Source organism: Roseibium sp. ROS1 (assembly GCF_054658215.1).
Genome location: NZ_BAAGIG010000003.1, coordinates 628430 through 654873 on the forward strand (window position 1 = coordinate 628430; position 26444 = coordinate 654873).

20 protein-coding genes are annotated in these 26444 nt (G+C 59.0%); 6 read left to right on the forward strand and 14 right to left on the reverse strand.

Annotated elements, in window-relative coordinates; all coding sequences use genetic code 11:
• Positions 1–88 precede the first annotated feature (88 nt).
• Positions 89–682, forward strand: coding sequence for a HupE/UreJ family protein (locus ACYQ6M_RS19025; protein ID WP_023001936.1), 594 nt, complete (start codon positions 89–91; stop codon positions 680–682).
• 209 nt (positions 683–891) lie between these two features.
• Here the strand turns inward: ACYQ6M_RS19025 and nadC are convergent, their stop codons facing one another.
• The 3 genes from nadC to nadA all read right to left on the reverse strand — a co-directional run bounded on the left by nadC (position 892) and on the right by nadA (position 4551).
• On the reverse strand, positions 892–1755 hold the full coding sequence (gene nadC / locus ACYQ6M_RS19030) for a carboxylating nicotinate-nucleotide diphosphorylase (RefSeq protein WP_460075009.1): 864 nt from the start codon (positions 1753–1755) through the stop codon (positions 892–894).
• Between the two features lie 12 nt (positions 1756–1767).
• Positions 1768–3369, reverse strand: coding sequence for an L-aspartate oxidase (locus ACYQ6M_RS19035; protein WP_460075011.1), 1602 nt, complete (start codon positions 3367–3369; stop codon positions 1768–1770).
• A gap of 99 nt (positions 3370–3468) precedes the next feature.
• Positions 3469–4551 carry a quinolinate synthase NadA gene (gene nadA, locus ACYQ6M_RS19040; protein WP_055657911.1) on the reverse strand — a complete coding sequence of 361 codons (1083 nt, stop codon included), beginning with the start codon at positions 4549–4551 and terminating at the stop codon, positions 3469–3471.
• 463 nt (positions 4552–5014) lie between these two features.
• On the opposite strand from nadA, the gene ACYQ6M_RS19045 reads away from it, so the two are divergent.
• On the forward strand, positions 5015–6250 hold the full coding sequence (locus tag ACYQ6M_RS19045) for an MFS transporter (RefSeq protein WP_460075013.1): 1236 nt from the start codon (positions 5015–5017) through the stop codon (positions 6248–6250).
• A gap of 109 nt (positions 6251–6359) precedes the next feature.
• Here the strand turns inward: ACYQ6M_RS19045 and glyS are convergent, their stop codons facing one another.
• Positions 6360–8447 (reverse strand): glycine--tRNA ligase subunit beta, encoded by a 2088-nt coding sequence (glyS, locus tag ACYQ6M_RS19050; RefSeq protein WP_460075015.1) that lies wholly within the window; start codon positions 8445–8447, stop codon positions 6360–6362.
• Between the two features lie 355 nt (positions 8448–8802).
• Here glyS and ACYQ6M_RS19055 point away from each other — a divergent pair, with 355 nt between their 5' ends.
• Positions 8803–10245, forward strand: coding sequence for a putative bifunctional diguanylate cyclase/phosphodiesterase (locus ACYQ6M_RS19055; RefSeq protein ID WP_023001942.1), 1443 nt, complete (start codon positions 8803–8805; stop codon positions 10243–10245).
• Between the two features lie 9 nt (positions 10246–10254).
• On the opposite strand, the gene gltS is transcribed toward ACYQ6M_RS19055, so the two are convergent.
• The 3 genes from gltS to ACYQ6M_RS19070 form a co-directional block, all read right to left on the reverse strand.
• Positions 10255–11475, reverse strand: a complete 1221-nt coding sequence (gene gltS, locus ACYQ6M_RS19060) for a sodium/glutamate symporter (protein WP_228869624.1) — start codon at positions 11473–11475, stop codon at positions 10255–10257.
• An 82-nt stretch (positions 11476–11557) separates the two neighbouring features.
• A complete protein-coding gene (locus tag ACYQ6M_RS19065; protein WP_460075018.1) occupies positions 11558–13504 on the reverse strand; it encodes a DUF2207 domain-containing protein in 1947 nt (648 codons plus the stop codon).
• A gap of 10 nt (positions 13505–13514) precedes the next feature.
• The gene (locus ACYQ6M_RS19070) at positions 13515–14075 is read right to left on the reverse strand and encodes a LemA family protein (RefSeq protein ID WP_460075718.1); all 561 of its coding nucleotides are present in this window, start codon (positions 14073–14075) and stop codon (positions 13515–13517) included.
• Between the two features lie 188 nt (positions 14076–14263).
• Here ACYQ6M_RS19070 and ACYQ6M_RS19075 point away from each other — a divergent pair, with 188 nt between their 5' ends.
• Positions 14264–14593: a hypothetical protein gene (locus tag ACYQ6M_RS19075; protein ID WP_460075020.1), complete on the forward strand. Its 330-nt coding sequence runs from the start codon at positions 14264–14266 to the stop codon at positions 14591–14593.
• Between the two features lie 118 nt (positions 14594–14711).
• Here the strand turns inward: ACYQ6M_RS19075 and ACYQ6M_RS19080 are convergent, their stop codons facing one another.
• Positions 14712–15653: a glycine--tRNA ligase subunit alpha gene (locus ACYQ6M_RS19080; RefSeq protein ID WP_197923129.1), complete on the reverse strand. Its 942-nt coding sequence runs from the start codon at positions 15651–15653 to the stop codon at positions 14712–14714.
• Positions 15654–15969: 316 nt separating this feature from the next.
• On the opposite strand from ACYQ6M_RS19080, the gene ACYQ6M_RS19085 reads away from it, so the two are divergent.
• Positions 15970–17361, forward strand: a complete 1392-nt coding sequence (locus ACYQ6M_RS19085; RefSeq protein ID WP_460075022.1) for an MATE family efflux transporter — start codon at positions 15970–15972, stop codon at positions 17359–17361.
• Between the two features lie 53 nt (positions 17362–17414).
• Here ACYQ6M_RS19085 and ACYQ6M_RS19090 read toward each other — a convergent pair whose 3' ends face one another.
• The 4 genes from ACYQ6M_RS19090 to ACYQ6M_RS19105 all read right to left on the reverse strand — a co-directional run bounded on the left by ACYQ6M_RS19090 (position 17415) and on the right by ACYQ6M_RS19105 (position 20379).
• Entirely contained in the window at positions 17415–17600 is a 186-nt protein-coding gene (locus tag ACYQ6M_RS19090) for a hypothetical protein (protein WP_023001949.1), read from the reverse strand.
• A 47-nt stretch (positions 17601–17647) separates the two neighbouring features.
• Positions 17648–18505, reverse strand: a complete 858-nt coding sequence (locus ACYQ6M_RS19095) for a S49 family peptidase (RefSeq protein WP_031269710.1) — start codon at positions 18503–18505, stop codon at positions 17648–17650.
• A gap of 118 nt (positions 18506–18623) precedes the next feature.
• Complete coding sequence (locus tag ACYQ6M_RS19100) at positions 18624–19220, reverse strand: PilZ domain-containing protein (protein WP_460075024.1); 597 nt, start codon at positions 19218–19220, stop codon at positions 18624–18626.
• A 199-nt stretch (positions 19221–19419) separates the two neighbouring features.
• Positions 19420–20379 (reverse strand): uracil-DNA glycosylase, encoded by a 960-nt coding sequence (locus ACYQ6M_RS19105; protein WP_460075721.1) that lies wholly within the window; start codon positions 20377–20379, stop codon positions 19420–19422.
• 381 nt (positions 20380–20760) lie between these two features.
• On the opposite strand from ACYQ6M_RS19105, the gene ACYQ6M_RS19110 reads away from it, so the two are divergent.
• Positions 20761–22437, forward strand: a complete 1677-nt coding sequence (locus ACYQ6M_RS19110) for an electron transfer flavoprotein-ubiquinone oxidoreductase (protein ID WP_023001953.1) — start codon at positions 20761–20763, stop codon at positions 22435–22437.
• Positions 22438–23633: 1196 nt separating this feature from the next.
• Here ACYQ6M_RS19110 and ACYQ6M_RS19115 read toward each other — a convergent pair.
• Positions 23634–24938, reverse strand: a complete 1305-nt coding sequence (locus ACYQ6M_RS19115; protein ID WP_023001956.1) for a DEAD/DEAH box helicase — start codon at positions 24936–24938, stop codon at positions 23634–23636.
• Between the two features lie 332 nt (positions 24939–25270).
• Positions 25271–26395, reverse strand: coding sequence for a PQQ-dependent sugar dehydrogenase (locus ACYQ6M_RS19120; RefSeq protein ID WP_267480456.1), 1125 nt, complete (start codon positions 26393–26395; stop codon positions 25271–25273).
• Between the last annotated feature and the right edge of the window lie 49 nt (positions 26396–26444).

The following is a 26444-nucleotide window of genomic DNA, read 5'->3' on the forward strand; positions in this document are numbered from 1 at the left end:
AATCATCGATAGTACACGGGTCTTGAGCTCTTCATGAACGGTGCGACCCATCCCGGGGCACCGGAGTGACCAACCGAAGGAACATTTCATGCTCTACCGCCTCGGCCTTGCCACCGCATTCGGCCTGTTGACCGCCTCTCCCGCCCTTGCCCATCTGGATCCGTCAGAACACGGCTCCTTTGCCGCCGGCTTCACGCATCCACTGTTCGGCACCGATCACGTACTGGCGATGATTGCCGTTGGCCTTTGGGCCGCCCTTCTTGGCGGGCGCGCCGTCTGGGCTCTGCCGACCGCCTTCGTCGGTGCGATGATCGTCGGATTCCTGCTCTCGCTTGCTGGCGTTCCGCTGCCCTACGTCGAACCGTTCATTCTGACATCGGTCGTGGTTCTGGGTGTCGTCGTCGCCCTTGCCTTGCGCCTGCCACTTGGCGTGTGTGCGGCACTGGTGGGGGTGTTCGGCATTTGTCACGGCCATGCCCACGGCGGTGAAATCGGCTCGGCTGGCGAACTTTCCTATGCCGGTGGCTTTGTTTTGGCGACCGCGCTCCTGCATGCGGCCGGGCTCCTGATCGGCTACGGCGCCAATGTGGCCACCCGGAACGATCCCGCCTGGGCACCACGCATCATTCGCAGCCTGGGTGTGCTGACGGCACTCGGCGGCTTGTATCTTGCAGCAGCGTGAGTTCGGTGACTGATTAAAACAGCCGCGACTGTCGTCCCACTGCTCACCCTCATCTGAGCACGCGCGCAGCGCTGTTTCGAAGGATGGCCGGCAAACTTCAGAGCAAGCGGCCCATCCTTCGAGATGGACCTGACGGTCCTTCTCAGGATGACGTAGAGACGGGATGGCAGACAGGGCAGAACACCGAACGGGTAGCCGGTAAAGAGGTCTCAGCCGATCTCGATATCCAGACCCAGATCCAGAACCGGAGCCGAATGGGTGATCCAGCCTGAGGAGATCAGGTCAACCCCGGATTCGGCGACGGCCTTGACCGTATCGAGCTCTATTCCACCGGATGCTTCCAGCAGAACCTTGCCTCCGGCCTTTGCAACGGCCTGCTTCAGGACTTCGGGTGGCATGTTGTCGAGCATGACCACGTCAGGACCGGCGGCAAGTGCCTCGTCCAGCTGTTCCAGCGTGTCGACTTCCACCTCAATCTTCACCAGATGACCGGCGAAAGCCTTGGCGGCTTCGATGGCTTGCGTCACACCGCCGGCGACCGCGATGTGGTTGTCCTTGATCAGGATCGCATCGTCGAGACCAAAGCGATGGTTGGAACCGCCGCCACATTTGACCGCATATTTCTCGAACGCACGCAGACCCGGTGTCGTCTTGCGGGTGCAGACGATGTCCGCCTTGGTGTGTGCGATCAGATCGGCGAATTTCGACGTAGCCGTCGCAATGCCTGACAAGTGACCCAGGAAGTTCAGCGCCACCCGTTCAGCGGCCAGAAGCGCGCGGGCCGGACCTTCGATCCTGGCGGCGACCGCCTTGGGCGACAACCGGTCACCATCTGCCAGAACGGCCTCGAAATGCAAACCGGCATCCGTCTGACGAAAGGCGCTTTCGGCGAAGGCCAATCCGGCGAGAACCCCCGGTTTGCGCGCAGCAATCACGGCGGAGGCTTTTGCATCGGGTGGCAGTGTTGCCTGGCTGGTGACGTCACCCGCCCGGCCCCAGTCTTCCAGAAGAGCGGCCTTGACGGCTTCATCCACCATCAGGCGTGGCAGCTCGGGCAAAAATCTACGGGTCATGCGCCTCTCCGGTCAGGCAGTTTCCAGGGCCTCGGCGGTGATGACTTCGACTTCCTTCAAGGTGGTGTAGGAGCGGCTTGCCATGTCAGGGTTTTCCTGCGGGAAATCCTTGCGGAAATGCCCGCCACGGCTTTCCTCGCGCTTCAGCGCCGCCGCGGTGATGATACGCCCGGCGACCATCATGTTGAGGATCGACTGGCGCACGCAATTCTGTTCAACCTGCGCAATATCGGCCAGGGCCGTCTTGAGACCGGCCGCGTCGCGCAGCACGCCGACATTGCGCGCCAGTGTCTTGCGCAGAACGGTGATCGCTTCCCGCTCCTCGACGTTGCGCTGGCTCGGCAAGCCCGGAGCATCGTCCATCTCGTTCCAGTAGGCACTGCGCGGGGTCGGCATCAGGCCCTGGATATCTTCCGCAATGCGCGCGGCAAAAACGACCGCCTCCAGCAGCGAATTGGATGCCAGGCGGTTGGCGCCGTGGGCACCGGTTGAAGCCACCTCACCCGCGGCCCACAGACCGTCAAGCGACGTCCGGCCGTTGGCATCAGTCAGGACCCCGCCCATGTGGTAATGCTCCGCGGGCGCCACGGGCAGTAGATCCTTTGCCGGATCGATGCCCGCTGCGGAGGCTGCCGCGAAGACGGTCGGAAAATCGTCCTTGAACCTTTCGCCGATCGCTGTCCGGCAGTCGAGGAAGGCCCCCCGGCCTTCCGATACTTCCCGGTGAATGGCGCGGGCAACGATGTCGCGCGGCGCCAGTTCCAATTCCGGGTGAACACCTTCCATGAAGCGTTCGCCGGCCTTGTTGACGAGGGTAGCTCCCTCGCCGCGCAGGGCTTCGGTTGCCAGCGGTGCCGGATCCTTGCCGAGATCAAGCGCGGTCGGGTGAAACTGCACGAATTCGGCATCGGCAATCACCGCACCGGCGCGGGCCGCCATGGCAAGGCCATGACCGTTGGCTTCGTGCGGGTTGGTCGTCAGTTCGTAGAGGTGGCCGATGCCGCCGGAAGCAAGCACCACGGCCTTTGCCGGGAAAATCAGCCGTTCCAGGCCGCCGCGCCGGCGCGCCAGGACCCCGGTTACATACCGTCCCTCGCCAATGAAGCTTTCGCCGATGTAGCCTTCCAGAATGCGGATCGACGGCGTCTTGCGAACAGCCGCGATCAGGGCATCCATGATCGCGCGGCCTGCCATGTCGCCGCGCACACGTACGACCCGGCTCTGGGAATGAGCGGCTTCGCGTGAAAACTTCAGCCGGCCTTCAAGATCCTGATCGAACGGAACACCATAGGACAAGAGGTCATGAACCCGGGCACTGCCTTCACGGGTCATCTCTTCGACGATCTTTTCCTCGCAGATGCCGCAGCCGGCGGCCAGCGTATCGTCGCGGTGTTTTTCCACCGAGTCCTGTTCGGAGATCGCAGCGGCAATACCGCCCTGCGCCCAGGCAGACGACGCCCCCTGCCCGATCGGTGCGTTGGTGATGACGGTGACCGGACGCGGGCTGAGCTTCAGCGCGCAGAAAAGGCCTGCCAGACCTCCCCCCAGAATGACGACATCATCCACATCCTTGCCTATATAGGCAGGTGCAAAATCCTCAACCGACACGGCCATGGGAAACTTCCTGGAACAGACGGGGCAAGAGCCCCAAAGAAACTCCCGGGCCGGCAGGCCCGGAAGCAATCGCATAGATGCGGTTTAGACCGAAGCCGGTCAGATTTTCAAGTTGATCATCCGCTCGACCGCGGTGCGGGCCCTGTCGGCCACCGCCGGGTCGACGACCACTTCCTCTTTCATCTCCAGAAGAGTGTCGAGGATCTTGTTCAGCGTGATCCGCTTCATGTGCGGGCAAAGGTTGCAAGGGCGGATGTAGTCGACACCCGGCGTTTCGCTGGCAACATTGTCCGCCATGGAGCACTCGGTGATCATCATCACCTTTTCCGGACGCTTTGTCTTGACCCAGTCGATCATGTGCGCGGTGGAACCGGCAAAGTCAGCTTCCGCGACCACTTCGGGCGGGCACTCCGGATGGGCAATGATCTTCACATTCGGTTCGATCTTGCGATAGTCGCGCAACTCTTCCGCGGTGAAGCGCTCATGCACTTCGCAGGCACCGTCCCAGACCAGAACCTCGACGTCGGTCTTGTTGCCGACATTTGCGGCCAGATACTTGTCCGGGATCAGGAACACCTTGTCGACGCCGAAGCTTTCCACGACCTGCAGCGCGTTGGAAGACGTGCAGCAGATGTCGCATTCCGCCTTCACGTCGGCAGACGTGTTCACGTAGGTGATGATCGGGATGCCGGGGTTCCGCTCGCGCAGGGCCCGCACATCGGCACCTGTAATGGATTCAGCCAGCGAGCAGCCTGCACGCATGTCCGGGATCAGCACGGTCTTTTCCGGGCTCAGGATCTTCGAGGTCTCGGCCATGAAGTGCACGCCGCACTGGACGATGACTTCCGCATCGGTGCGGGTCGCCTCAATCGCCAGCTGCAGGCTGTCGCCAACGATATCGGCAACACCATGGTAGATATCCGGCGTCATGTAGTTGTGCGCCAGGATAACCGCGTTGCGCTGCTTCTTCAGCTTGTTGATCGCATGGATGGTCGGCGCCAAAGCAGGCCATTCGATGGCCGGGATGATGTGCTTGACCTTCTCGTAGATCGGCGCAGTCGCCTCTGCGACCTCCGGCGTATAACGCAGGTCCGGGCGCTCCAGCTTGCCGAAACGCTCCAGTGCCGTCAGTCCGGCGGCAATCGGTGCTCCAACCGGTGCTTTGGTCTGGGCAATGGTCATGGCGACCTCCCTTTTTTGCGCGGCGCGAGGGGTATTTTGTGCCGCTATTTAATTATACTCAACTTGAGCATATCAGAGGCAAAAGAAAACGGGCGGTGATGCCCATACTTTTGCTCTTTCGGAGTTTATATAGTCATCAGCAAATCGAAAATCTACAAAAATCCGAAAAATTCTCGCATGGAATCCGATTCGCCTTTGTTTTCCTGAGCTTAAGGCGCAACTTTTCCGTTTCCGGAAAGCCGGCTAACAATTATCGCCTTCACACACGAGATGCAAACGGCAAAACCAACCGGGCTCTGACAGCATCTGCTGCTGCGTTTACACCGCGAACGCGCGACGCACTGGCGTGATCCAAGTTTTGCCGTTCCATTTACAACGTTGATCAATCCATCAAAATTACGCGTTTTGCGATTGGATGGCTTCAGACTATACCTATCGTAATTTCACGATCAGAGACTCATCCATGACAACAGCTTCTTCCACCGGCCGGGTCGGCCCGAATATACCGCTGGTGATTTCCTGCGGCTGTTTGATCGCCCTCATTTCGTTCGGGCCGCGTTCTGCCATGGGCCTGTTCTTTCAGCCCATGACCGAGGCCAGGGACTGGAGCCGCGAGATCTTCGCACTGGCATTGGCGATCCAGAACCTTATGTGGGGCATCGGACAGCCGATCGCCGGCATGATGGCCGACCGGTTCGGAACCTGGAAGACCATGACACTTGGCGCAGTCCTCTACTGTGCCGGCCTTTTGCTGATGATCGACGCGGAAAGCACCGTCGCCCTGCACATTTCCGCAGGTGTGCTCATCGGGCTCGGCATCGCCTGTTCGTCCTTCTCGCTGGTTCTGGCGGCTTTCGGCCGTGCCGTCTCGCCTTCACAGAGAACGCTGGCCTTCGGTATCGGCACAGCCTCCGGATCTCTCGGCCAGTTCCTGTTTGCCCCACTTGGCGGCACGCTGATTGCCAGCATCGGCTGGCAGCAGACCCTCATGGTCTTCGCCGGCCTTGTGGCAATTGTTCCGCTTCTGGCGATCGCGCTCAGGGGCAAGTCGGAGATGCCGAAAGACAGCAATCCGGCGAATGACCAGAAGCTGACCTCCGCCATTTCCGAAGCCTTCGGAACACGCGGATTTATCCTGCTCACCTTCGGCTTTTTCGTCTGCGGCTTCCACGTCGCCTTCATCACGGTGCACCTGCCGCCCTATATCGCCGACCTTGGCCTTGACCCCGCCTGGGGCGCTACGGCCATCGCCCTCATCGGTCTTTGCAACATCGCGGGTTCGCTGCTGTCAGGATATATTTCCGGCCGCTATTCCAAGCCGATCTTCCTGTCGCTGATCTACCTTGGCCGCGCCGTCGCGATTTTCGCCTTCATCATGCTGCCGGTCACGCCTGCCTCGGTGCTCGTGTTCTCCGGCGTGATGGGTCTCCTGTGGCTGTCGACCGTGCCGCCGACATCGGGCCTCGTCGCCGTCATGTTCGGGCCGCGCTACATGGCAACCCTGTTCGGCTTCGTCTTCCTGTCGCACCAGGTCGGCTCGTTCCTGGGTGTGTGGCTCGGCGGCAAGATCTACGACGAAACAGGCTCCTATGACGCCATCTGGTGGCTGGGCATCGCCCTCGGCATCTTCGCCGCCATCGTGCACTGGCCGATCCAGGAAAGACCCGTTGACCGGCTCGCTGCTGCACCTGCCGAGTAAGAGACGCCGGACCTTCAAACTTGAACGTTGAGGCAAAGAACGAAAAAGGCGGGCTCAAGGCCCGCCTTTTTGTTTGTCAGTTCCGTTTCGCTTAACCGGCCAATTCCGTTTACCCAGCCACTTTCGAGAAGTCCGCCACCACGTGGGTCGCATCGCGGATTTCAGCAAGGAGCTGCAGGCGGTTCATGCGCAGCGTGGCGTCCTCGGCATTGACCAGGATATCGTCGAAGAAACGGTCGACCGGAGCACGCAATTTCGACAGCGCTTCCATTGCGCCTTCGAAGTTCTCGCTTGCCACGGCGTCGGCCGCTTCAGCCCGGGCCACATCGATGGCGGCGGCCAGATCGATTTCGGCCTGCTCCTGGAAGTGGTCGGCGTGCGGCTTGCCGGAAACAGGGCTGCCGTCCTTCTTTTCCTCGGCCTTCAGAATATTGACCGCACGCTTGTAACCAGCCAGCAGGTTGGTGCCGTCGTCAGACGATACGAACTTGCCAAGCGCCTCGACACGGCGAACCACCAACAGGAATTCGTCCTGGCCTTCCAATGCAAAGACCGCGTCGATCAGATCGTGGCGCGCGCCTTCATCCTTCAGGTGGACTTTCAGGCGATCACCGAAGAAGGACAGCAGATCGGCTACAAGGGCTGCGGGATCGCTCGCTTCAACACCTTGAAGATCCAGAGCGGAACGAATGGCTTCGCCCAGCCTGATCCTGAGGTTGTTTTCCAGAATGATCCGGATCACGCCCAGAGCAGCGCGGCGAAGCGCGTAAGGGTCCTTGGAGCCAGTCGGCTTATCGTCGATCGCCCAGAAACCTGCGAGAAGGTCCAGCTTTTCGGCAAGGGCCACGGCAACGGCGACCGGGTCGGTCGGCACGCTGTCACTTGGTCCCTGCGGCTTGTAATGCTCTTCGATAGCCGTTGCCACCGACGCATCCTCGCCCTGGGCTGTCGCATAGTAGCGGCCCATGAGGCCCTGCAATTCCGGGAATTCGAACACCATGTTGGAGACAAGGTCCGCCTTGGCGAGTTCCGCCGCGCGTCTGGCCTTGGTCTCGTCCGCCCCGGCAACCATAGCCAGTTCGGCCGAAAGCGCGATCAGGCGCTTCACCCGCTCGCCAACGCTGCCGAGCTTTTCGTGAAACTTCACTTCATCCAGCTTGGGCAGGTTGTCCGAAAGTTTCGACTTCAAGTCGGTTTCCCAGAAGAAGCGGGCATCGGACAGGCGTGCACGGATAACCTTCTCGTTTCCGGCCACGATCAGCTTGCCGCCATCGTCGGCAATGATGTTGGAAATCAGCACGAACTTGTTGGCAAGGCGCCCGGTGGCCGGGTTCTTCAGCACGAAGCACTTCTGGTTGACCTTGATGGTCAGCTGAATGCACTCGTCCGGGATCGTCAGGAAATCCTCGTCGAAGCTGCCCGTCAGCACCACAGGCCATTCTACCAGTCCGGCAACCTCTTCCAGAAGGCCCGGATCCTCCACCAGATCGAGGCCTAGTGCCAGTGCACAATCCTTGGCGTCATTCTGGATGATGTCCTTGCGGCGGTCGGCATCCAGCACGACCTTGTGCTTCTCAAGCGAAGGCGCATAGTCGTCGAAACGGCGCACGTCGAAGGGCTCGTCCGCCAGGAAGCGGTGGCCGCGTGTGGTCTTGCCCGCCTTTATGCCATCGAATTCAAACGGAACCACGTCCGGCTCTTCCGTTTCCGGACCGAAGGTCGCGACGATTGAGTGCAGCGGCCGCACCCAGCGTGTGGATCCAGTGCCCCAGCGCATGGCTTTCGGCCAGGGGAAGTTGCGCAGGATGCCCGGCATGAACTCGGCAATGACGTCGATCGCCGAACGGCCCGGCTTTTCGATCACCGCAACGTAGAAATCGCCCTTCTTCGGATCCGTCTGGATGGTTGCCTGATCGATCGACGTCAGGCCGGCGCCTCTCAGGAAGCCTTCCAGTGCCTTTTCGGGAGACCCGACGCGCGGTCCCTTGCGTTCTTCACGTGTGGCGGCAGAACCGGCGGGAACGCCGGCAACATGCAGGGCCAGACGCCGCGGGGTCGCGAAAGCCTTGGCACCCTCATATGGCAAACCGGCATCCACCAGGGCATTGGTCACGAGAGATTTCAGGTCTTCGGCCGCCTTGCGCTGCATGCGGGCCGGAATCTCTTCGCTGAAAAGTTCAAGCAGAAGATCGGGCATGGATATCTGGACCTTTGGTCTGGTGGAATAACACCGGAAACGGTTTGCGCCGTCCGTTACCAAGACAACGGAGACTTGTCACCCCCTTTCGCGGAACCGGACAACGGGCGACCTGCCCATTTTGACGCCAGTCCGTCTGCTTTGTTTCACTCTTCTTCAAGGATTGCATGTGAAACTGCGCGACTTGTTAGCAGTTGTATGTATTGGGACCGACCTTGTGGCGAACCGGGAAGTTGCAGACAACAGATATATGACACGATCTATAGTTGCGTTACTTGCGATAGTTCTTGTCATTTTTACTGGGGTTAAGGTCCTTCCAGTACTTTTCCCGACCTACCAAATCCATAATTCGCAAATGACGTTCGACGTGGTCACCAGCCTCCTTCTGGGCATCGCCATCTTCAGTCTGGGATATGGCACGTGGGCAACGCGCCGTTTGCGCAAGGAGCTGAAGGCAAGATCCTCGGCTCATTCCGAAGCCCTGGCCCTTGCCCAGCACGACCCGCTGACCGGGCTGCCAAATCGCCGCCGACTGCTGGAGGCCTTTGCCGATCTGACCCGTGAGGTGAAGCCTGACTGCTTTCGTGCCGTAATGATGCTCGACCTCGACGGGTTCAAACCGATCAACGACGTCTATGGTCATGCCTTTGGCGATAATCTGCTGCGAAGCTTTGCCGACCGACTGGCCGAAACTCTCGGCAAGGAAGGCATTGTCGCCCGTCTCGGAGGGGACGAATTTGCCATCGTCTCCCCGGTGTTCAAGGACAAATCCGAGGCAGCCGGCTTCGCCAGGCGACTGTTGACGCGGATCAACGATCGTTTCGAGTTCGGCGACCGCCAGATTTCCATCGGCACAGGTATCGGCATCGCGCTTTATCCCCATGACGGCCACGCGGTCACCGAGCTATTGCGCCGGGCCGATATTGCCCTTTACCGGGCCAAATCCTCTGGGCGCTCGACCTACCGGTTCTTCGAGGTCGACATGGATGCCTCGATCCTGCACCGCACGCTTCTGGAACAGCGTCTGCGCCGTGCAATTTCGGAACATGAGGTGAAGGCCTATTACCAGCCCATCCTGGATATGGATTCCGGCCGCATCGCAGGGTTCGAAGCCCTTGCGCGCTGGACCGATGCCGATTTCGGCAAGGTACCGCCGCTGCAGTTCATCCCGATTGCCGAAGACTGCGGCATCATCTCCGAGCTGACCCAGCATCTGCTGGAGGATGCCTGCAAGGTCGCCGCCACCTGGCCGGACGATCTCTACCTGTCCTTCAATCTGTCGCCGGTGCAGTTGCAGGATCCGGCTTTGCCGACCCAGATCAATGCCATCTTGAAGAAATTCGAATTTCCGCCCAGACGGCTGGTGCTGGAGATCACTGAAACGTCGCTGGTGAAGAACCCGGAATCGGCCAAACGCATCCTGACCGAACTGACGGAAGCCGGCATTTCCATTGCGCTCGACGATTTCGGCGCAGGCCATTCCAGTCTGAGCTATCTGCGCGATTTCCCGATCAAGAAGGTCAAGATCGACAAGTCCTTCACCGAACGCATGCTGGAAGACAAGCAGTGTGCCGCCATCGTCGAGGCCATACTGGTCCTGTCCAAGGGTCTCGACATCGACGCTGTCGCGGAAGGGATTGAGGAAAGCGCGGTCCATGACGCGTTGAATTCCAACGGCTGTCACTACGGTCAGGGCTTCCTTTACGCTGCGGCCGTTACTTCAGACGAAGCCTGCAGCCTGCTGGAATCCCAGGTCGACGGACGGTTTCCCTTCAGCGAGAAGACTGACGCCGCCTGACCCCGCCCCTCATCCTCCGAGGAACAGAAGGATGATGACCGCATTGGCCAGATCCACGAAGAACGCGGACACAAGCGGCAAGATCAGGAATGCCTGGGTTGCCGGGCCGAAGTGTTTGGTGATTGCGGTCATGTTGGCAATGGCCGTCGGTGTCGCGCCCAGTGCAAACCCCGCAAAGCCCGCCCCCAGCACCGCCGCATTGTAGTTACGGCCCATCAGCGGATAAAGCGCCAGGATGATGAAGGCGGCCGCAACGACGACCTGCGTGAAAAGAATGAGCAACATCGGCCCTGCCAGTCCCGCAATGGTCCAGAGCTGCAGGCTCATGAGTGACATCGTCAGAAAGATGCCAAGTGCAAGGTCCGACAAGACCGCCAGGGACTTGGACCGGGCTGGCCAGGTCATTTTCGGAAAGACCAGCGGCACGGTGTTTGACAGCACGATGCCACAGAAGAGGCAGCAGACGAAGACCGGCAGATCGAGGCCTATTCCCGCGCTCAAGGCTTCCTGAAGCGCGACGCCGAGGCCAATGGCAATATTGAGAACCAGCAGCGAGCGCATCAGCCCGGTGTGGGTCACGCTCGTGTCTGCCTCTCGTTCCATCTCAAGGCCGATCATGGGGGCTTCTTCCGGGCGGTTCGGATCCGGTTTGCCTCCCCGTTTTTCGATCAGGAACTTGCCCACCGGACCGCCAAGAAGGCTGGCGGCGATCAAGCCGAGCGTTGCCGTTGCTGCACCGATCTCGACCGCCCCTGGAACGCCATAGTCGGTGGCCAGCTTCGGGCCCCAGGCAATTGCCGTGCCGTGGCCGCCAACCAGCGAAATGGTGCCTCCAAGAAGGCCGAACCCTGTGGGCAGACCCAGCGCCGCCGCAATGCCCGAACCGACCGCATTCTGCAGCAGCATGTAACAGACGGTGAGCATCAGCAGGATCAGGAGCGGCTTGCCGCCCTTGGCCAGGTCCGTGAAGCGGGCGTTCAAGCCGATTGCCGTAAAGAAACAATACAGCAGGTAATCACGCGACTGCAGGGAGAACCCGATTTCCGTTCCAAGGCCGAGATAGACCACTAGGGACAGGAACGCGACAAGCAGACCGCCTGATACCGGTTCCGGAATATTGAACCTGTCCAGAACCAGAATCTTCTTGTTCAGCCGCACGCCCAGGAAGTAGACGAGGATTGCCAGATTGAAGCTGACAAATTCCGTTAGCGTGATCGTTTCGCCGGCCATCCGCACCCCCGCTCCTGCTTGATGCTTCCACTATGCCGTTCGAAGCAGCTTGCGCAAGGCGGAGCTGACGATCCTCAGCTCGTCACCAGCCGCCGCCACCGCCACCGCCGCCACCGCCGCCGGAAAAGCCGCCGGAGGAACCCGACGATCCGGAGCTGGAGGATTTCGGAGCTGGCAGAGACGACTGGAAGGAGCCAGCCATGGAACTTGCCGTCCGGCCGAGGCTGTCGGACACGTGCCGGGCATCGAAGTGATTGCCGGAGTACCAGCCCGGATGGTAGCTGGCGGCCGCAGCCGCCCCGGCAGCGGTTGTCAGCCAGGCCTCGAAGGCCTTGGCCCAGGGCTTTTCGACGCCAAGCGCAACGGCGTAGGGCAAAAGCTCCTCGAAATGATCCGTGCTCATATCCGGAAGCTTTTCCATATTGAGCCGCTCCTTTTCCGCCACGCTCAGATACATCCGAAGACCCTCGATTTCATCGAGAGCCTGGCGGCCGATTGCCGTCGGTGCGCCGATCAGGAAAAAGAACAGGATGTTGAGGGCAACCAGCGCCACCGCGATGAACGGCAGAACAGGCAAGGAATCCACACCGCCATTCACATGGAAGGCACCGAAAGCTGCCCCTGATATTGCGAGACCAAAGACTATGAAGATCAGCGCCATACGCAGTTTCATGCTGGCGAAGCGGAAGATGGCCCTCCCCAGATTGACTGAAATGACAGTCGCAAAAACGGAAAAGACCAGAAAGACGATGACGAACCCTTCCTGACCCGGTTGCAGTCCACCGAAAGCCAGCAGCGCGACAATGGTAACCAGGCTCAGTATGAACCCGGGAATGAGATAGACCTTGTTCGCCCTGAAAAAGACGTTTCGGCTCTCCCGCTCGATAGCCGCCCGGAATTTTTTCCCCAGCGCCTGGATAGAAGTGCCGTTGTCCTTGTTGAGAGTCAATGGACTACCCCGTCCGCTTAGCCAGTCCTCAAGCGCAGCTTCGCCATTGGGCAGCCCGAAGCCCGGGATCTGACCTTCCCGTCCCTTCCGGTTCAGAACCAGAGTTGTATCGCCATCCGTCTCTTCAAGTCGCAAACGTTTCTTGACCGCGAGGTTGAGGCAGGCTGCAGACAGGGCCACCCAGCCACCATCCCCGAACCCTCGGTTGACAATGTATTTGGCAAGAGCCGGCGAGATGCCGGAAGGCGGTGAAAACCTCGGGAAAACAACACCTTCAGAAGGATCCCGGCCAACCATCCACCAGGCTGCGAAATAATAAAGCAGCACCAGCAGCACCCCGGCTCCGCCGATCAGCTCCGATCTGTAGTCCTCGACGAAATACTCCAGCTGTTCGGCTTCCGTAGGCGCTGCAATTGCGCCTTTCGGAAGGCTGACGTTGATCGACAAGCCTTCGTAGGCCCCCAGAACCTCGGTTGTCCGGAAGATAATCTCAGAACCACCCTGGGCGCTTTGTGCCTCAAAGGCATTTCCGGTTTCGCCATAGCCGCCCGTATAGGCCGTCCATGCGCTGGCTTTCACCCTTTCCGGCAAAACGACCCGCGCAATGGCCTCATCAACGGGGAAGATCCAGTCATTGCCTGTCACGTTCCAATAGACCTCGTCATGGTCTTCAAAGAAACGGATTTGCCGGTTGGTTTCATAGGTGAAGCTGTAGGTGTAATTGCCCGGAGACAGGAAGGTGTATTCATCCCCCACATAGATCCGCACACCCCGACTGTTCTCGTTGGTGTGGTAGGAGGCCGGGGCGCCGTCCTGCTGCACCGAGAGCAGCTTGAAGCCGGCCTTGTAGATGCGCCCGTTTGCACCTTCCACCGCAAGCGGAATATCGCGGAAAATGCCCCGCTTGATCTGATCGCCTTCCGCACGAACGGTAATCGTCTCCGTGACCGTCAGCGTGCCATTGCTCGCAACGTCAATATCGGAAACGAACTTCAAGATGCGTTCGTCAGCTTGCGCGCAAAGTCCGGCAGTCAGCAGGACGAAGACGGCCAGGATGCCCGCAGAGACCCGGTTCAGCATTGCGCGCACCTCAGAACTGGACCTTGGGAACCGCGCGGTCAGCCTCGTCTTCGATTTCGAAGTACTCGGCCTTTTCGAACTTGAACTGGTTGGCAATCAGATTGGATGGGAAGCTCTCGACCGCAACACTCAGGTTCCGGACCGCGCCATTGTAATAACGGCGCGCCATCTGGATGGCGTTTTCGATCTCGTCCAGCGAATTGTGAAGGTCGGAAAAGTTCTGACTTGCCTTCAGGTCTGGATAGGCTTCCGCAACTGCAAACAGGCGGCCGAGAGCATGACTGAGTTCTCCTTCTGCCTTCGCACGGCCAGCAACGTCATCCTTCGGCACTGCCGAAACTTGCGCGCGCATGCTGGTTACGGCCTCGAGCGCTTCCTTTTCGTGCGAGGCGTAGCCTTTCACGGTCTCGACAAGGTTGGGAATGAGATTTGCCCGCCGCTTGAGCTGGACATCGATGCCGCTCCAGCCCTCCTCGACCATCTGCCGTTTCTTGACAAGTCCGTTGTAAAGAACGATCGCAAAAACAGATAGCGCAATCAGCGCTGCAAGAAAGAACCAGGACAAGACAATCACCTCCAGAAAATGTGTTCTGGAAGCTAACCGGGAGGTGCTGACTTGTCATCTTCTTCAAGCGAGCGACGCCTGAATTGAGTCATTCTGTAATCTTCGACACAGGATTGCAGATAAGCTTGGGCGAGCTTGTCCGAAACGCCTGAACGAAAGGTCGGCCACCAATGTGCGTCTTGCAACTTTGCAGAATGATCCCGGCACTTGCGGTGCTGCCGTTGGTGCTGGCAACGCAAGATGCCCATGCCTCGCTTGCTGACCAATATCGCTGTTCGAATGGCGATCTGGTCTTTCACGTCATCTTCTCCCCACAGGAACCGGGACCCGCGACGCTTTCCGGACCTGTTGGCGGAAAGGCACATACGCAAGTCCTGCTTGACCCGGTTCCGGGCGCTTCGGGAAAAAGTTTCGAGCGGGGAAGCACCCGGTTTTCCGGCAATCGACAGGCAAGCCACCTGGACATCGGCGACATGCACCTCGCCTGTGAACTGGAGCCCGAGCCGGGCTCGGAACCCGAGTGAGCCTTCGCAGGTTGCTGGTAGCAGGCAAATGAACAGCCTGGATATTGCCTGACGAAAACGGGGCCAACCTGGCCCCGCATTCGATTGATCAAAAAAATCCGCCTCAAGCCGGAATGCGTTATTCCGCAGCCTGGTTGTGATAGCCGACACCGCCGGCTTCCGTTTCAAGGAAGGCAGCGCCGCAGGCCTTGGCAAGTTCGCGGACACGCAGGATATAGCTCTGGCGCTCGGTCACGGAGATGACGCCGCGCGCGTCGAGCAGGTTGAAGGCATGGCTGGCCTTGATGCACTGGTCATAGGCCGGCAGCACCACCTGATGGACATTGGCACCGGCAGCTTCACGTGCTTTCGCACCGGCTTCCAGCAGTGAACGGCATTCGGCTTCGGCATCCTTGAAATGGCGGAACAGCATTTCGGTGTCCGCGTGCTCGAAATTGTGCCGCGAGTATTCCTGCTCGGCCTGCAGGAAAACATCGCCATAGGTGACCTTGGCATCGCCTTCCATGCCGTTGTAGTTGAGGTCATAGACGTTATCGACGCCCTGAATATACATCGCCAGGCGCTCAAGGCCGTAGGTCAGCTCGCCGGAGACGGGCGAGCATTCAAAGCCTGCCACCTGCTGGAAATAGGTGAACTGGGAGACTTCCATGCCATCGCACCAGCATTCCCAGCCGAGGCCCCAGGCCCCCAGGGTCGGGCTTTCCCAGTCGTCTTCCACAAAGCGGATATCGTGCAGCTTCGGGTCAAGGCCGATCGCGTAGAGCGAATTCAGATAGAGCTCCTGAAGGTTTGCCGGTGACGGCTTCAGGATCACCTGGAACTGGTAGTAGTGCTGCAGACGGTTCGGGTTCTCACCATAACGGCCGTCGGTCGGGCGGCGCGACGGCTGCACATAGGCAGCCCGCCACGGACGCGGGCCGAGTGAGCGCAGCGTGGTTGCCGGGTGGAACGTACCGGCGCCGACTTCCATGTCGTAAGGCTGAAGCACAACACAGCCCTGGTCGGCCCAGTAGCGCTGCAGGGTCAGGATCAGGCCTTGAAAGGAGTTTTCCGGCCGCATGTGCGCCGGCAGGGTTTCAGTCGACATGAAGATGTTCCGCGAATATGGCTGTGCCCGGCGTGCACGTATCGCCGGTTTGGGCGACAGGTGCCACGATGTCGGGGCAAGGTCAAGGCGAAGCGGGCGTGGCTGTTTCAGATTGACGGAGCGCCGGCACCAAGGTATCCCTCGCACCGGCTTCAGAATGCCTGCCGCTCGCGGACGACAGTCACGGTGAAATTCTGGTCTTCAAGACTTTCTGTTCCCCACGCATTTCGCGCTGGTGGCAATGCGAGCCCCTCCTTCCCGATCGAAATGCCCATTGATGGAGAACGGAATGTCTTCCGACATATCCCGGCCCAACGCCTATACGCATGGGCCAATCCTTCCGACCCTGGCCAGAACCGCCTTGCCCATCATCCTGGTGATGAGCATGAACGGGTTGCTGACCGTGGTCGATGCCATATTCCTCGGCCTTTACGTCGGGCCGGATGCCCTCAGCGCCGTCACGCTGATGTTTCCTGCCTATATGCTGCTTGCGGCGTTGGCGACACTTGTTGCCAGCGGCATGTCCAGCGTGCTTGCCCGCAAACTCGGAGCCGGCCTTCATGCCGATGCCGAAGCGGTTTTTGCCGGCGCCCACGGCCTGGCACTTGCCATAGCAGGCATCGTGATCGCTCTCTTCCTGGGTGTAGGTGACGGCCTCACCCAGGCCGCCGCTGACGGTTCGGCGGAGATTGCCGGTATGAGCCATACCTACATGGCCATCACGGTTGCCTTCACACCACTGATGTTCGTGCTGTCGGTAAATGCTGATGCGCTGCGCAACGAAGGCCTTGCGGTTGTAATGGCGGGCTTCAGCCTGCTTGTTTCGCTGGCCAACATCGCCTTCGATTATCTGCTGATCGCGGTCTACGATTACGGTGTTGCCGGTAGTGCGGCCGGAACCGTGCTGGCACAGGCGATGGCGCTTGCAATCATGCTGGGTCTGAGACTGAGCGGGAAAACGGAATTGTCACCGTCCGCACTCCTGCGACATCCGCTGACATCTTTCTGGCGCGATATCCTGATGCTTGGTGCACCTCAGAGCCTGAGCTTCATCGGCATCGCCCTGGGGTCCGCCGCAACCATCGCCGCGCTGCAGACGGCCGGTGCCAGCGGATATGAGGCAACGGTCGCCGCATTCGGGATCGTTACCCGGGTCATGACCTTCTGCTATTTGCCTCTCCTGGGCCTTGCCCAGGCGCTACAGTCCATGGTCGGAAACAATTTCGGGGCAGGTCTGTGGCATCGCTCGGACAGCACCTTGCGGGCTGGCCTGGTTGTGGCCCTTGTCTACTGCGGCCTTGCAGAACTCGTGCTCACGCTGTTCTCACACCAGGTCGGCTTCGCATTTGTGAACGATCCAGGCGTGGCGGCGGAAGTCGGCCGGATCCTTCCGGTGATAATGGCGCTCTACTTCGTCGCGGGGCCGCTGTTCATGGTTGCGACCTACTTTCAGGCGCTCGGAGATGCGGCTCGGGCAGCTCTGCTGAGCCTCGCCAAACCCTATGCGTTCTTTCTGCCGCTGGTGTTCCTGATGCCGGTCTATTTCGGAGAGGGCGGCATCTGGCTGTCCAGTCCGCTGGCGGAACTGATGCTGCTGGTGGTGACGCTGGTCCTGCTCAGGATTACCGCGCGCACCGGGACAGCGCGCTGGGGGCTTTTCCGGGCGGTACCGGCAAATTGAAGCCGCTGAAACAAAGCACCTGACGGCGGGCGGGCAAACTGCCCGCCGTTGCGTCAGGCTTGCGGACGGTACTTGCCGCTGACCGGGTCAAGCACAAGCTTGGCACCGCGGCCATTGGGATCGGCTTTTGCAGCTGCCCTGGAAATCTGATTTTCAACCTCGGCCATCTTGCGTTTCACGCGCTGCACGATCCAGTAACCTCCCACGGCCAATGCGGCGACGCCTATCAATTCGGTCATGTCTTTTCCCCTTGCTCACCCGATTTTCACACAGGCATTGTGCCTTTTTAAAGGCCGTAGCGCATCCACATTGCCCGTTCCTCGACAGAGGAGATCAACTCCTCGCCGACCCCGTCCAGCAGTCGGCCCTTTGCAAGGCCGACACCAAGTCCGGCCTTGCGGCCAAAAAGGCCACGTGGTGCGGAAATCAATTTCGGCTCGGCCTTGTCGCCATACCGGTCCTTGATTACTTCGCGCAGGTCGCCGATCGCGTCGACCAACCCAAGCTGAACACCGGTGCGCCCGGTCCAGAACTTGCCCGTGAAAAGATCCGGATCATCTGCGAGCACGTCACCGCGACGCGATTTCACCATGTCGATGAAGGTCTCGTGGATCTCGAGCTGCAGGCTCTTGATGTATTCGATGTCTTCCGGCACTTCCGGCTGGAAGGGATCGAGCGTCACCTTCTTTTCACCTGCGGTATAAACGCGCCGGTCAACGCCGATTTTCTTGATCATCTCCGTGAAGCCGAACCCGGCTGCAACCACGCCGATGGAACCGACGATGGACGACGGATCGACAAAGATCTCGTCCCCTGCGAGCGCAATCATGTAACCGCCGCTGGCAGCCACATCCTCAACGAAAACCAGAACGTCCTTCTCGTTTTCCTTGGCCAGATCCCGGATCCGCTTGAAGATGAGCCTCGACTGAACAGGTGAGCCACCCGGCGAATTGACCACCAGGGCCACCGCCGGTGCTTTCTTCATCGAGAAGGCTTTTTCCAGGGGGATGGACGCGGTCGCCAGGGACAATCCGGACTTCAGCGGCCCACCGCCACCGATTGCCCCATGCAGGCGCACGACCGGAATGACAGGCTTATCGTTTCGAAAGGGTTTGGGAAGAAACCGGCGAAGGGATGAAATCACGCGCAATAGGCCCTGAAAGAGTTCACAAACTCCATCCGATATATGTACGCAAAGCCCGCTTGCAAAGACTCCAGGCCGTCAAAACCTTGTCGCACGGTTTAACGCGCCCAAGCGCTGTTCAACCACCGAAAGCGCTGATCTTCTTTTTGCGCTTGCGTTTCGGCTTTTCGTCTTCTTCTTTCATTCGCTCCAGAACCTCTTCCGGTTTGGGCTTGGGCGACGCTTCGAACGGCCAGGTGAGCCTGACACCGGCCTGGTTGTTCTTGCGCCAGACAATCTCTGCACTGATTGGCAGATCGAGACCGGGAATGGAGACCTCGATGTCATCGGGAAGTCGATCCAGCTTGTCGCCTTCCAGCCGGCATCCTGACCTGCTGGCATCAACGATCCGACATCTCATTGTTGCCGAATTGGTCTTGCCGCAAACGATTGCCGTGATCCAGACTTGCCGCCGGATCTCGCGGCGTTTTTCGCCTGACGCCTCTCGTTTGGTCTGAAAAGAAATTTGCGCTTGCTGATCGCCAAAGGCAATCACGGTCCCGCGGACCAGTTTGTCGAACCCGGCAAGGCGCAAGCCCACCTCCTCCTTCAGGAGGTCAACCCTGTCGGACGCAATCCAACAGCCGTTCTCTGTCAGATCATAGGCCGTTGCTTCGAAACACGACATGTCCGCCAAGTCGACGACGAGCGCCGAAATGCATTTGTCTGCATCCATCGTCATGACCGGTTGTTAAAATCACCCAGAGCGTTACACACTCAATGTTACAACCTGTAGTCTGAAATCCAAGTTAACGCAAGGTCACTTTTGATCTGAAAAAGAAGGATTTCCCTGAACGTTTCGAACAACCCGCCCGGCAAGGTCGAGAAAACGAAGAAACGTCTGGATGATTGCAGGAAACCATGCAGTCCGAAGGTTATTGCACTGCTTTTTCTGCCAGCTTCTGCTTGATCGCCAGAAAGTCACGCCAGGACAATCGCTTCTCAAGCGGACTGCGTAAAAGATACGCCGGATGATAAGTGGCGATAGCCGAGATTTCCCTGCCCTTGCAGGGATAGGTCATCCAGCGCCCGCGCATCTTGCGGATGCCGTCCTGTACCCCGAGCAGGGTCTTGGCGGATGCCGCACCGAGAAAGACGAGCACGTCCGGGTTGACCAGTTCGATCTGGCGCAGAATGAACGGCTTGCAGATCTCGGTTTCCTGCGGTGTCGGCGTCCGGTTGCCAGGTGGCCGCCAGGGAACCACGTTGGCGATATAGGCCGACGAGCGATCCAGACCGATCGCACCCAGCATTCTGTCCAGCAATTGGCCGGAACGGCCAACAAAAGGCAGGCCTTGAAGATCCTCGTCGCGGCCCGGCGCCTCGCCGACAAACATCAGCTTCGCCTGTGGATTGCCGTCGGCAAACACAAGCTTCTTGGCGGTCAGCTTGAGGTTGCAGCCGTCGAAACCGCCCAGGCAATTGCGCAGTTCCTCGAGAGTCGGGGCAGTTGCCGCCAGATCCCGGGCTGCGGCGATTATCTCCCTGTCCGGCAAGACCGGCGCTTGCCCCGCAACTGCGGGCGGCACGGAAATCGCCTGGGGAGCGACGGGAGCTGCCGGAACCGGAGAGCCTGTCTGCCCCTGGAAATTGCCTGCCGGGGCCTGTTGCCGGGGCTGCTGAGCATGCGTGGGGGCTGCTGCATGCTGACCGGCCAGCGCACGCTGCGCTGCCTGCGCACGCGTCAGCGCTACCCAATCGACGGGTTCGTCCTGAAGAAAACAATCGACACCCGCACCGGCATAAAAATCCAGCAGGGCTTCAAGGTGTCTCGGGTCGTTCGGGATCTGTTGCAAGAGGCTGCCTCCGGCGCGGAGTTTAACCGCCCCGATCATTTCTACAAGCATGCAGCGCCAGACCACCTTCAATCCGGCCGGTTTTCCAAAGCCTGTGCACATTTTCGAAACTGCCGGGAATACACTCGAATTACGTTTACGTAAACGTTAACTAAGCACTTGACGCCCTGCGCCTGCTTTGGTCTATCTGATGCCCAACTGAAGGAATAGCGGCGAAATTTCGCAATTGCCGATGAAAAATGTCGTGTTTTGCGCTGCAAAATGGGGCAAATAGGCGGTAAGGGCTAATAGGCGCTGCTTCCGAACGGACGCAGGTAAGTTGCTCTAACAATTGGGCATCAGCCGTTACCGATACGCTGGTTCACTTGATTTGAGCACCTGGCGGCGCAGACGTTGCCCTTTGGGCGGAGGGAGAAAAAGATGAGCGAACAAGAAGCGCTTGGCGAACGCGAAAGCATGGATGTGGATGTTGTGATCGTAGGCGCAGGGCCTGCCGGTCTTGCAGCTGCGATCCGGCTGAAACAGATCGCCAACGACAAGGGCGAAGAGCTGAGCGTTGTCGTACTGGAAAAAGGATCCGAGGTCGGCGCGCATATTCTCTCCGGCGCCGTGATTGATCCGATCGCTCTCGACAAGCTGCTTCCGGAATGGCGCGAAGAAGACACGCCGATCAAGACGGCGGTTACCGACGACCACTTCCTCGTGCTGGGGCCGGCAGGTTCCATGCGTTTGCCGAACATGTTCATGCCGAAACTCATGAACAACCACGGCAATTACATCGTCTCGCTTGGCAATGTCTGCCGCTGGCTGGCCGAAAAGGCTGAAGCGCTCGGTGTTGAAATCTATCCGGGCTTTGCAGCTGCCGAAATCCTCTATGACGACAATGGCAACGTGGTTGGTGTTGCAACGGGCGACATGGGCATCGGCCGGGATGGCAAACCCAATGCGATGTTCACGCGCGGCATGGAGCTGCGCGGCAAATACACCTTGATCGGTGAAGGCGCACGTGGCTCTCTGGCCAAGCAACTGATCGAGAAATTCGACCTCGACAAGGACAGCGACGTGCCGAAATTCGGCATCGGCATCAAGGAACTGTGGCAGATCGACCCGGAGAAGCACCGGCTTGGCCTGGTGCAGCATTCCTTCGGCTGGCCGCTTGACGGCAAGACCGGTGGCGGCTCGTTCCTCTATCACCTGGAAGACAACCAGGTCGCTGTCGGCTTCGTGGTTCACCTCAACTACGAGAATCCCTGGCTGTCGCCCTTTGACGAGTTCCAGCGTTTCAAGACGCACCCGGCGATCCGTGACACCTTCGAAGGCGGCAAGCGCATTTCCTATGGTGCCCGTGCCATTACCGAAGGCGGTTTCCAGTCCGTGCCGAAACTCTCGTTTCCCGGCGGTCTGCTGATGGGTTGTTCCGCAGGCTTCGTCAACGTGCCGCGGATCAAGGGCTCCCACAATGCCATGCTGTCCGGCATGCTGGCGGCAGAAGAAGTGATGGCCGCAATCGGCCGTGGCGAAGCGCACAACGAGCTGGCCAATTACGACACAGCCTGGCGCGAAAGCCCGATCGGCAAGGATCTCTGGCGCGTGCGCAACGCAAAGCCGCTGTGGTCCAAATTCGGCACCGCTATCGGTGTTGCCCTCGGCGGTCTCGACATGTGGACCAACGAGCTGTTCGGCTTCTCCTTCTTCGGCACCATGAAACACGGCAAGAAGGACGCCGACACCCTGAAACCGGCCAAGGACTGCAAGAAGATCGACTATCCGAAGCCGGATGGCGTCGTTTCCTTCGACAAGCTGTCTTCGGTGTTCCTTTCCAACACCAACCACGAAGAGGATCAGCCGATCCATCTGAAGGTGAAGGACGAGGCACTGCAGAAGCGCTCGGAACACGATGTCTTCGCCGGTCCGTCCAACCGCTATTGCCCGGCTGGCGTATACGAGTGGATCGAGGAAGGCGAAGATGCGCCGCGGTTCCAGATCAATGCGCAGAACTGCGTCCACTGCAAGACCTGCGACATCAAGGACCCGAACGGCAACATCAACTGGACCGTTCCGGAAGGTTCCGGTGGTCCGAACTATCCGAACATGTAAGGTTCGCTGCCAAACTGGAAAACATTGAAAGCCACGGGGAAACCCGTGGTTTTTTGTGCCTTGAAAAAACGAACAGCACCGGAAAGGAAGCCTTCCCGGTGCTGCAGTCTTGCGGCCGATGGGTCGTAATCAGGCTGGCGTATGTGGGGGTCCAGCCTGTTGCGGTTGTCAAACACACGGACAAGGCCGAGTGGACATGCCACTCCGCTTGCTGCCGCGTGGTTGCCCGCGCCACAAGTTCGTACCCGTATTAACAACGGGCAATTCTTATGGGGTCGTTGGTCCCGATGGAGCCAGCGTGCACATTTATCCCAGAGATGATCTGGATTTTTTTCGGGTTTCGATTTGTTTAATTCTGTTAACCAAAACCGTGATGGCGCCGGAATAAACTCCCCCTACGGCAAGGTCAAATAAATAATGAGACGAATAAAAACTTGTTATGACTCCAAAAGACAAAATTATACCAACTGGTCAAAAAAATGCCAGGAATAAGCCTCAACTGAAAACACGGAGCCTGGAAAATAAGGGTTACCGAAAATACCGATCAATACATCGCGATATTTGACAGTATAACTATTGCCGGTTTTTTCCGTTTACAAACAAGGCGATAAGGAACTTATCGACCTTCAGAGGGTCTATAAATTTTTTCTATATAACAATAAATTAAGAAAATGAATTAGCCAATTCTTTGAAATCTAAGCGTTTATTTCAACCACTCAACCATCAACTCCATCTGAGGTTGTTCGTCAAATCCATCACTATTTCACCAAAAGCAAACTAACTAGCTGAATTTACTGATAAATCTATTTATCCACATACCAAATAGCGACCAGCTGGTTGTGATTGCAGTCTCTCGTTGGTTAATTTACTTTTACTTTCACGGGGCAAATTTGTAGAAAGTCACCAAGATCTTGGTGACTTTCTACAAGTTCTTCGCGGAGTTCCCGCGGTTTTCCCGAAAGCTTAACGAGATCGAGCCGCGCAAGCGGTTGGATACCTTGTGGACAGGAAGACAGCAGGGTCATAACCAGCCGGCGGCGGTTCTGGTTCGGATCAGGCGGTTCATCCACCAAATTCATTCAGCACTGTTTCAACAGTTCTGAAACCCATCGACCACAAGGTTCGGCACCGGGAAGGCCACTTCCCGGTGCAATTTTTTTCACATCACAATGAACTGCGACGTAACCCGTCAGTCGTCAGGCTGCATCTCTGCGTGTGTTCTGACGACGGCGACGCGGAGGACGACGGTTTTCGGACGCGTTGTCGTTGGCGCCGGAGGACGACTGCTTGCGGAACGGCTTCTTGCCACCCGGTTTGCTGTTGCCATTCCGGTTTCCGCCGCGCTTTGCGCGCCCGGCAGCCGCGGACATCGGCGGAATTTCACCACCGGCGACCGTGATATCGATACCGATCAGCTTCTCGATCTGGCGGAAGAGACCGATTTCCTCCGGAGCACACAGGGCAATCGCCTCGCCTTCCGCACCGGCGCGGGCCGTACGGCCAATTCGGTGAACGTAGGCTTCTGCAACTTCCGGCAGCTCGAAGTTATAAACGTGGCTGACACCCGGGATATCAATGCCGCGAGCGGCAACATCGGTTGCCACGAGCACGTTGATGGTGCCTTCCCGCAGGTCCTTGATCGCGCGGTCACGCTGGTTCTGGCTCTTGTTGCCATGGATCGAACCAGCGGAAATTCCGGAATGCGCCAGCTTGCGCATCAGCCGCTCCGCACCGTGCTTTGTGCGGCAGAACACCAGCGACAGCCCGTCCGGCTTGTCACGAAGCTGATCGACCAGGAAGTCGCCCTTGTCGTTCTTGTCCATGAAATGAACCGACTGGGTAACCTTGTCAGCGGTCTTGCCGGCCGGAGCAACTTCGACCCTCTCCGGGTTGCGCAGATAGGACTGTGCCAGCTCGTTGATCTGCTTCGGCATGGTCGCGGAAAACAGCAAGGTCTGGCGTTTGTCGGCCACCAGGCCTGCGATCCGACGCAGGGCATGAATGAAGCCCAGATCGAGCATCTGGTCGGCTTCGTCGAGCACCAGGTAGGAAGCGGTGCGCAGGTCGATCGCTTCACGATCTACCAGGTCCAGCAGCCGGCCCGGTGTTGCCACCAGAATGTCGGTGCCCTTTGAGAGCCGCTTGATCTGGCCGTTGATGGACACACCACCGACAACGGAGGAAACCCGCAGCGGTGTATGCTTCAGGAAGGAAATCAGGTTCTTAGCGATCTGGTTCACCAGTTCGCGGGTCGGGGCCAGAATAAGCGCCCGTGTGCCCTTGGGAACGGCTCTTTTCTTCTCCAGGAGAAGCCGGTCGATCAACGGCAGGCCGAAAGCAGCCGTCTTGCCCGTACCCGTCTGTGCCAGACCCATGAGGTCCCGGCCTTCCAGGATCAACGGGATGGCTTTTTGCTGGATCGGTGTCGGAGCGTCATAGCCGTTTTCGGTAACGGCAGTCACAAGGCCATTGGAGAGTCCCAGGCTTTGAAAGTCGGTCAATATAAAATCCTTGGTTCAAGCGAAACAAACGCTTGTTAAGCCGCACGTCATTGACGGTGCGACTTGAAGTTGGAATGCGGCACAGCCGGCAGCCATCGCTACCCGGTCTCTCTGCCGCCAGACCCTCGCGTGAAATGGGAACTGGTTGAACCCCTCATTGGGTTCTTGAAGTGGCAACCCTCTTGCGACTGCCCGCCAAGAAACTTCTCTTGTCCGGGGCGCACTCTCTGCTCACGCGGCAGCGGTTGCAGTGCGGTATATCGTCGGGAACGGCCCTAATGTCAAGCAAAGAAGCCGCAAAAGCGCTTACAGCTCAAAAAGTTCGGCCTGCCTCAGGGTTGCAGCCGCAGCAACCGGCCATCGTCGCTGTCTGTCAGAACATAGACGTAGCCATCGGGGCCCTGCCGGACATCGCGTATCCGCTCGCCAAGATCCGTCAGCAGCTTTTCCTCGCCGACAACCGTTCCACCGTCGAGGTCAACACGGGCAAGGTGCTGTCCGGCCAGCGCACCGACCAGCATGTCGCCCTTCCAGTCGGGATATCGGTCGCTTGTTACAAAGGCCATGCCGGACGGCGCGATGGAGGGATCCCAATAGTGAACCGGCTGTTCCATGCCTTCCTTCGACGTGCCTTGACCGATGGTTGCCCCGGAGTAATGGCGTCCGTAGGAAATCACCGGCCAGCCATAGTTCTTCCCGGCTTCGGGAATATTGATTTCGTCGCCGCCACGTGCCCCGTGTTCAACAGTCCACAAAACGCCGGTTTCAGGATGGATCGCAGCCGACTGCGGATTGCGATGACCATAGGACCAGATTTCCGGCTTGTAGCCTTCCTGCCCGACAAAGGGATTGCCCGGAGCAGGTTGACCGTCCCTCGTCAGACGCAACACCGACCCGGCGTGGTCCGAGGTATCCTGAGCACGCTCGCCGTCTCCCCGCTCACCGACGGTCATGAACAAGGTGCCATCGGGCGCAAAAACGAGGCGTGATCCGAAGTGGCGGCCTCCGTAGGCCTTGTTGTTGCCGGAAAAGATCGTCTCACCATCTTCCAGCGCGAAGCCTCCCTCAAAGGCACCGGTAAGCTTCGCCCGGAACAGGGATGTGCCGGCGCCCTCCGCCGATCCCTGGGAATAGGACAGAAAGACCGTCCGGTCGGTGGCAAAGTCCGGGCTGAGCGCTACGTCCAGCAGACCACCCTGTCCTTGGGCAAAGACTTCCGGAACGCCGGTAACTTCGCTCTGCCTGCCGGATGCATCAATGTGCTTCACGGTCCCGTCGCGTTCCGTCACCAGGTAGCCCTCCTCCGGAAGGAAAGCGACGCTCCATGGGTAGGATAATCCCGCGGCAACGGTTTCCAGCTGAACCGCGGATTGGGCCATAGCGGCAGGGACAATCGGCAGGACGAGCGCTGCGGCCATTGCGGCCACGCCTGGAAGAAGATGCGAATTCAGGGTCATTGGGGCTCCACGGACGATCCATACTCCCTGATAAGTAGGAGCCTGAACG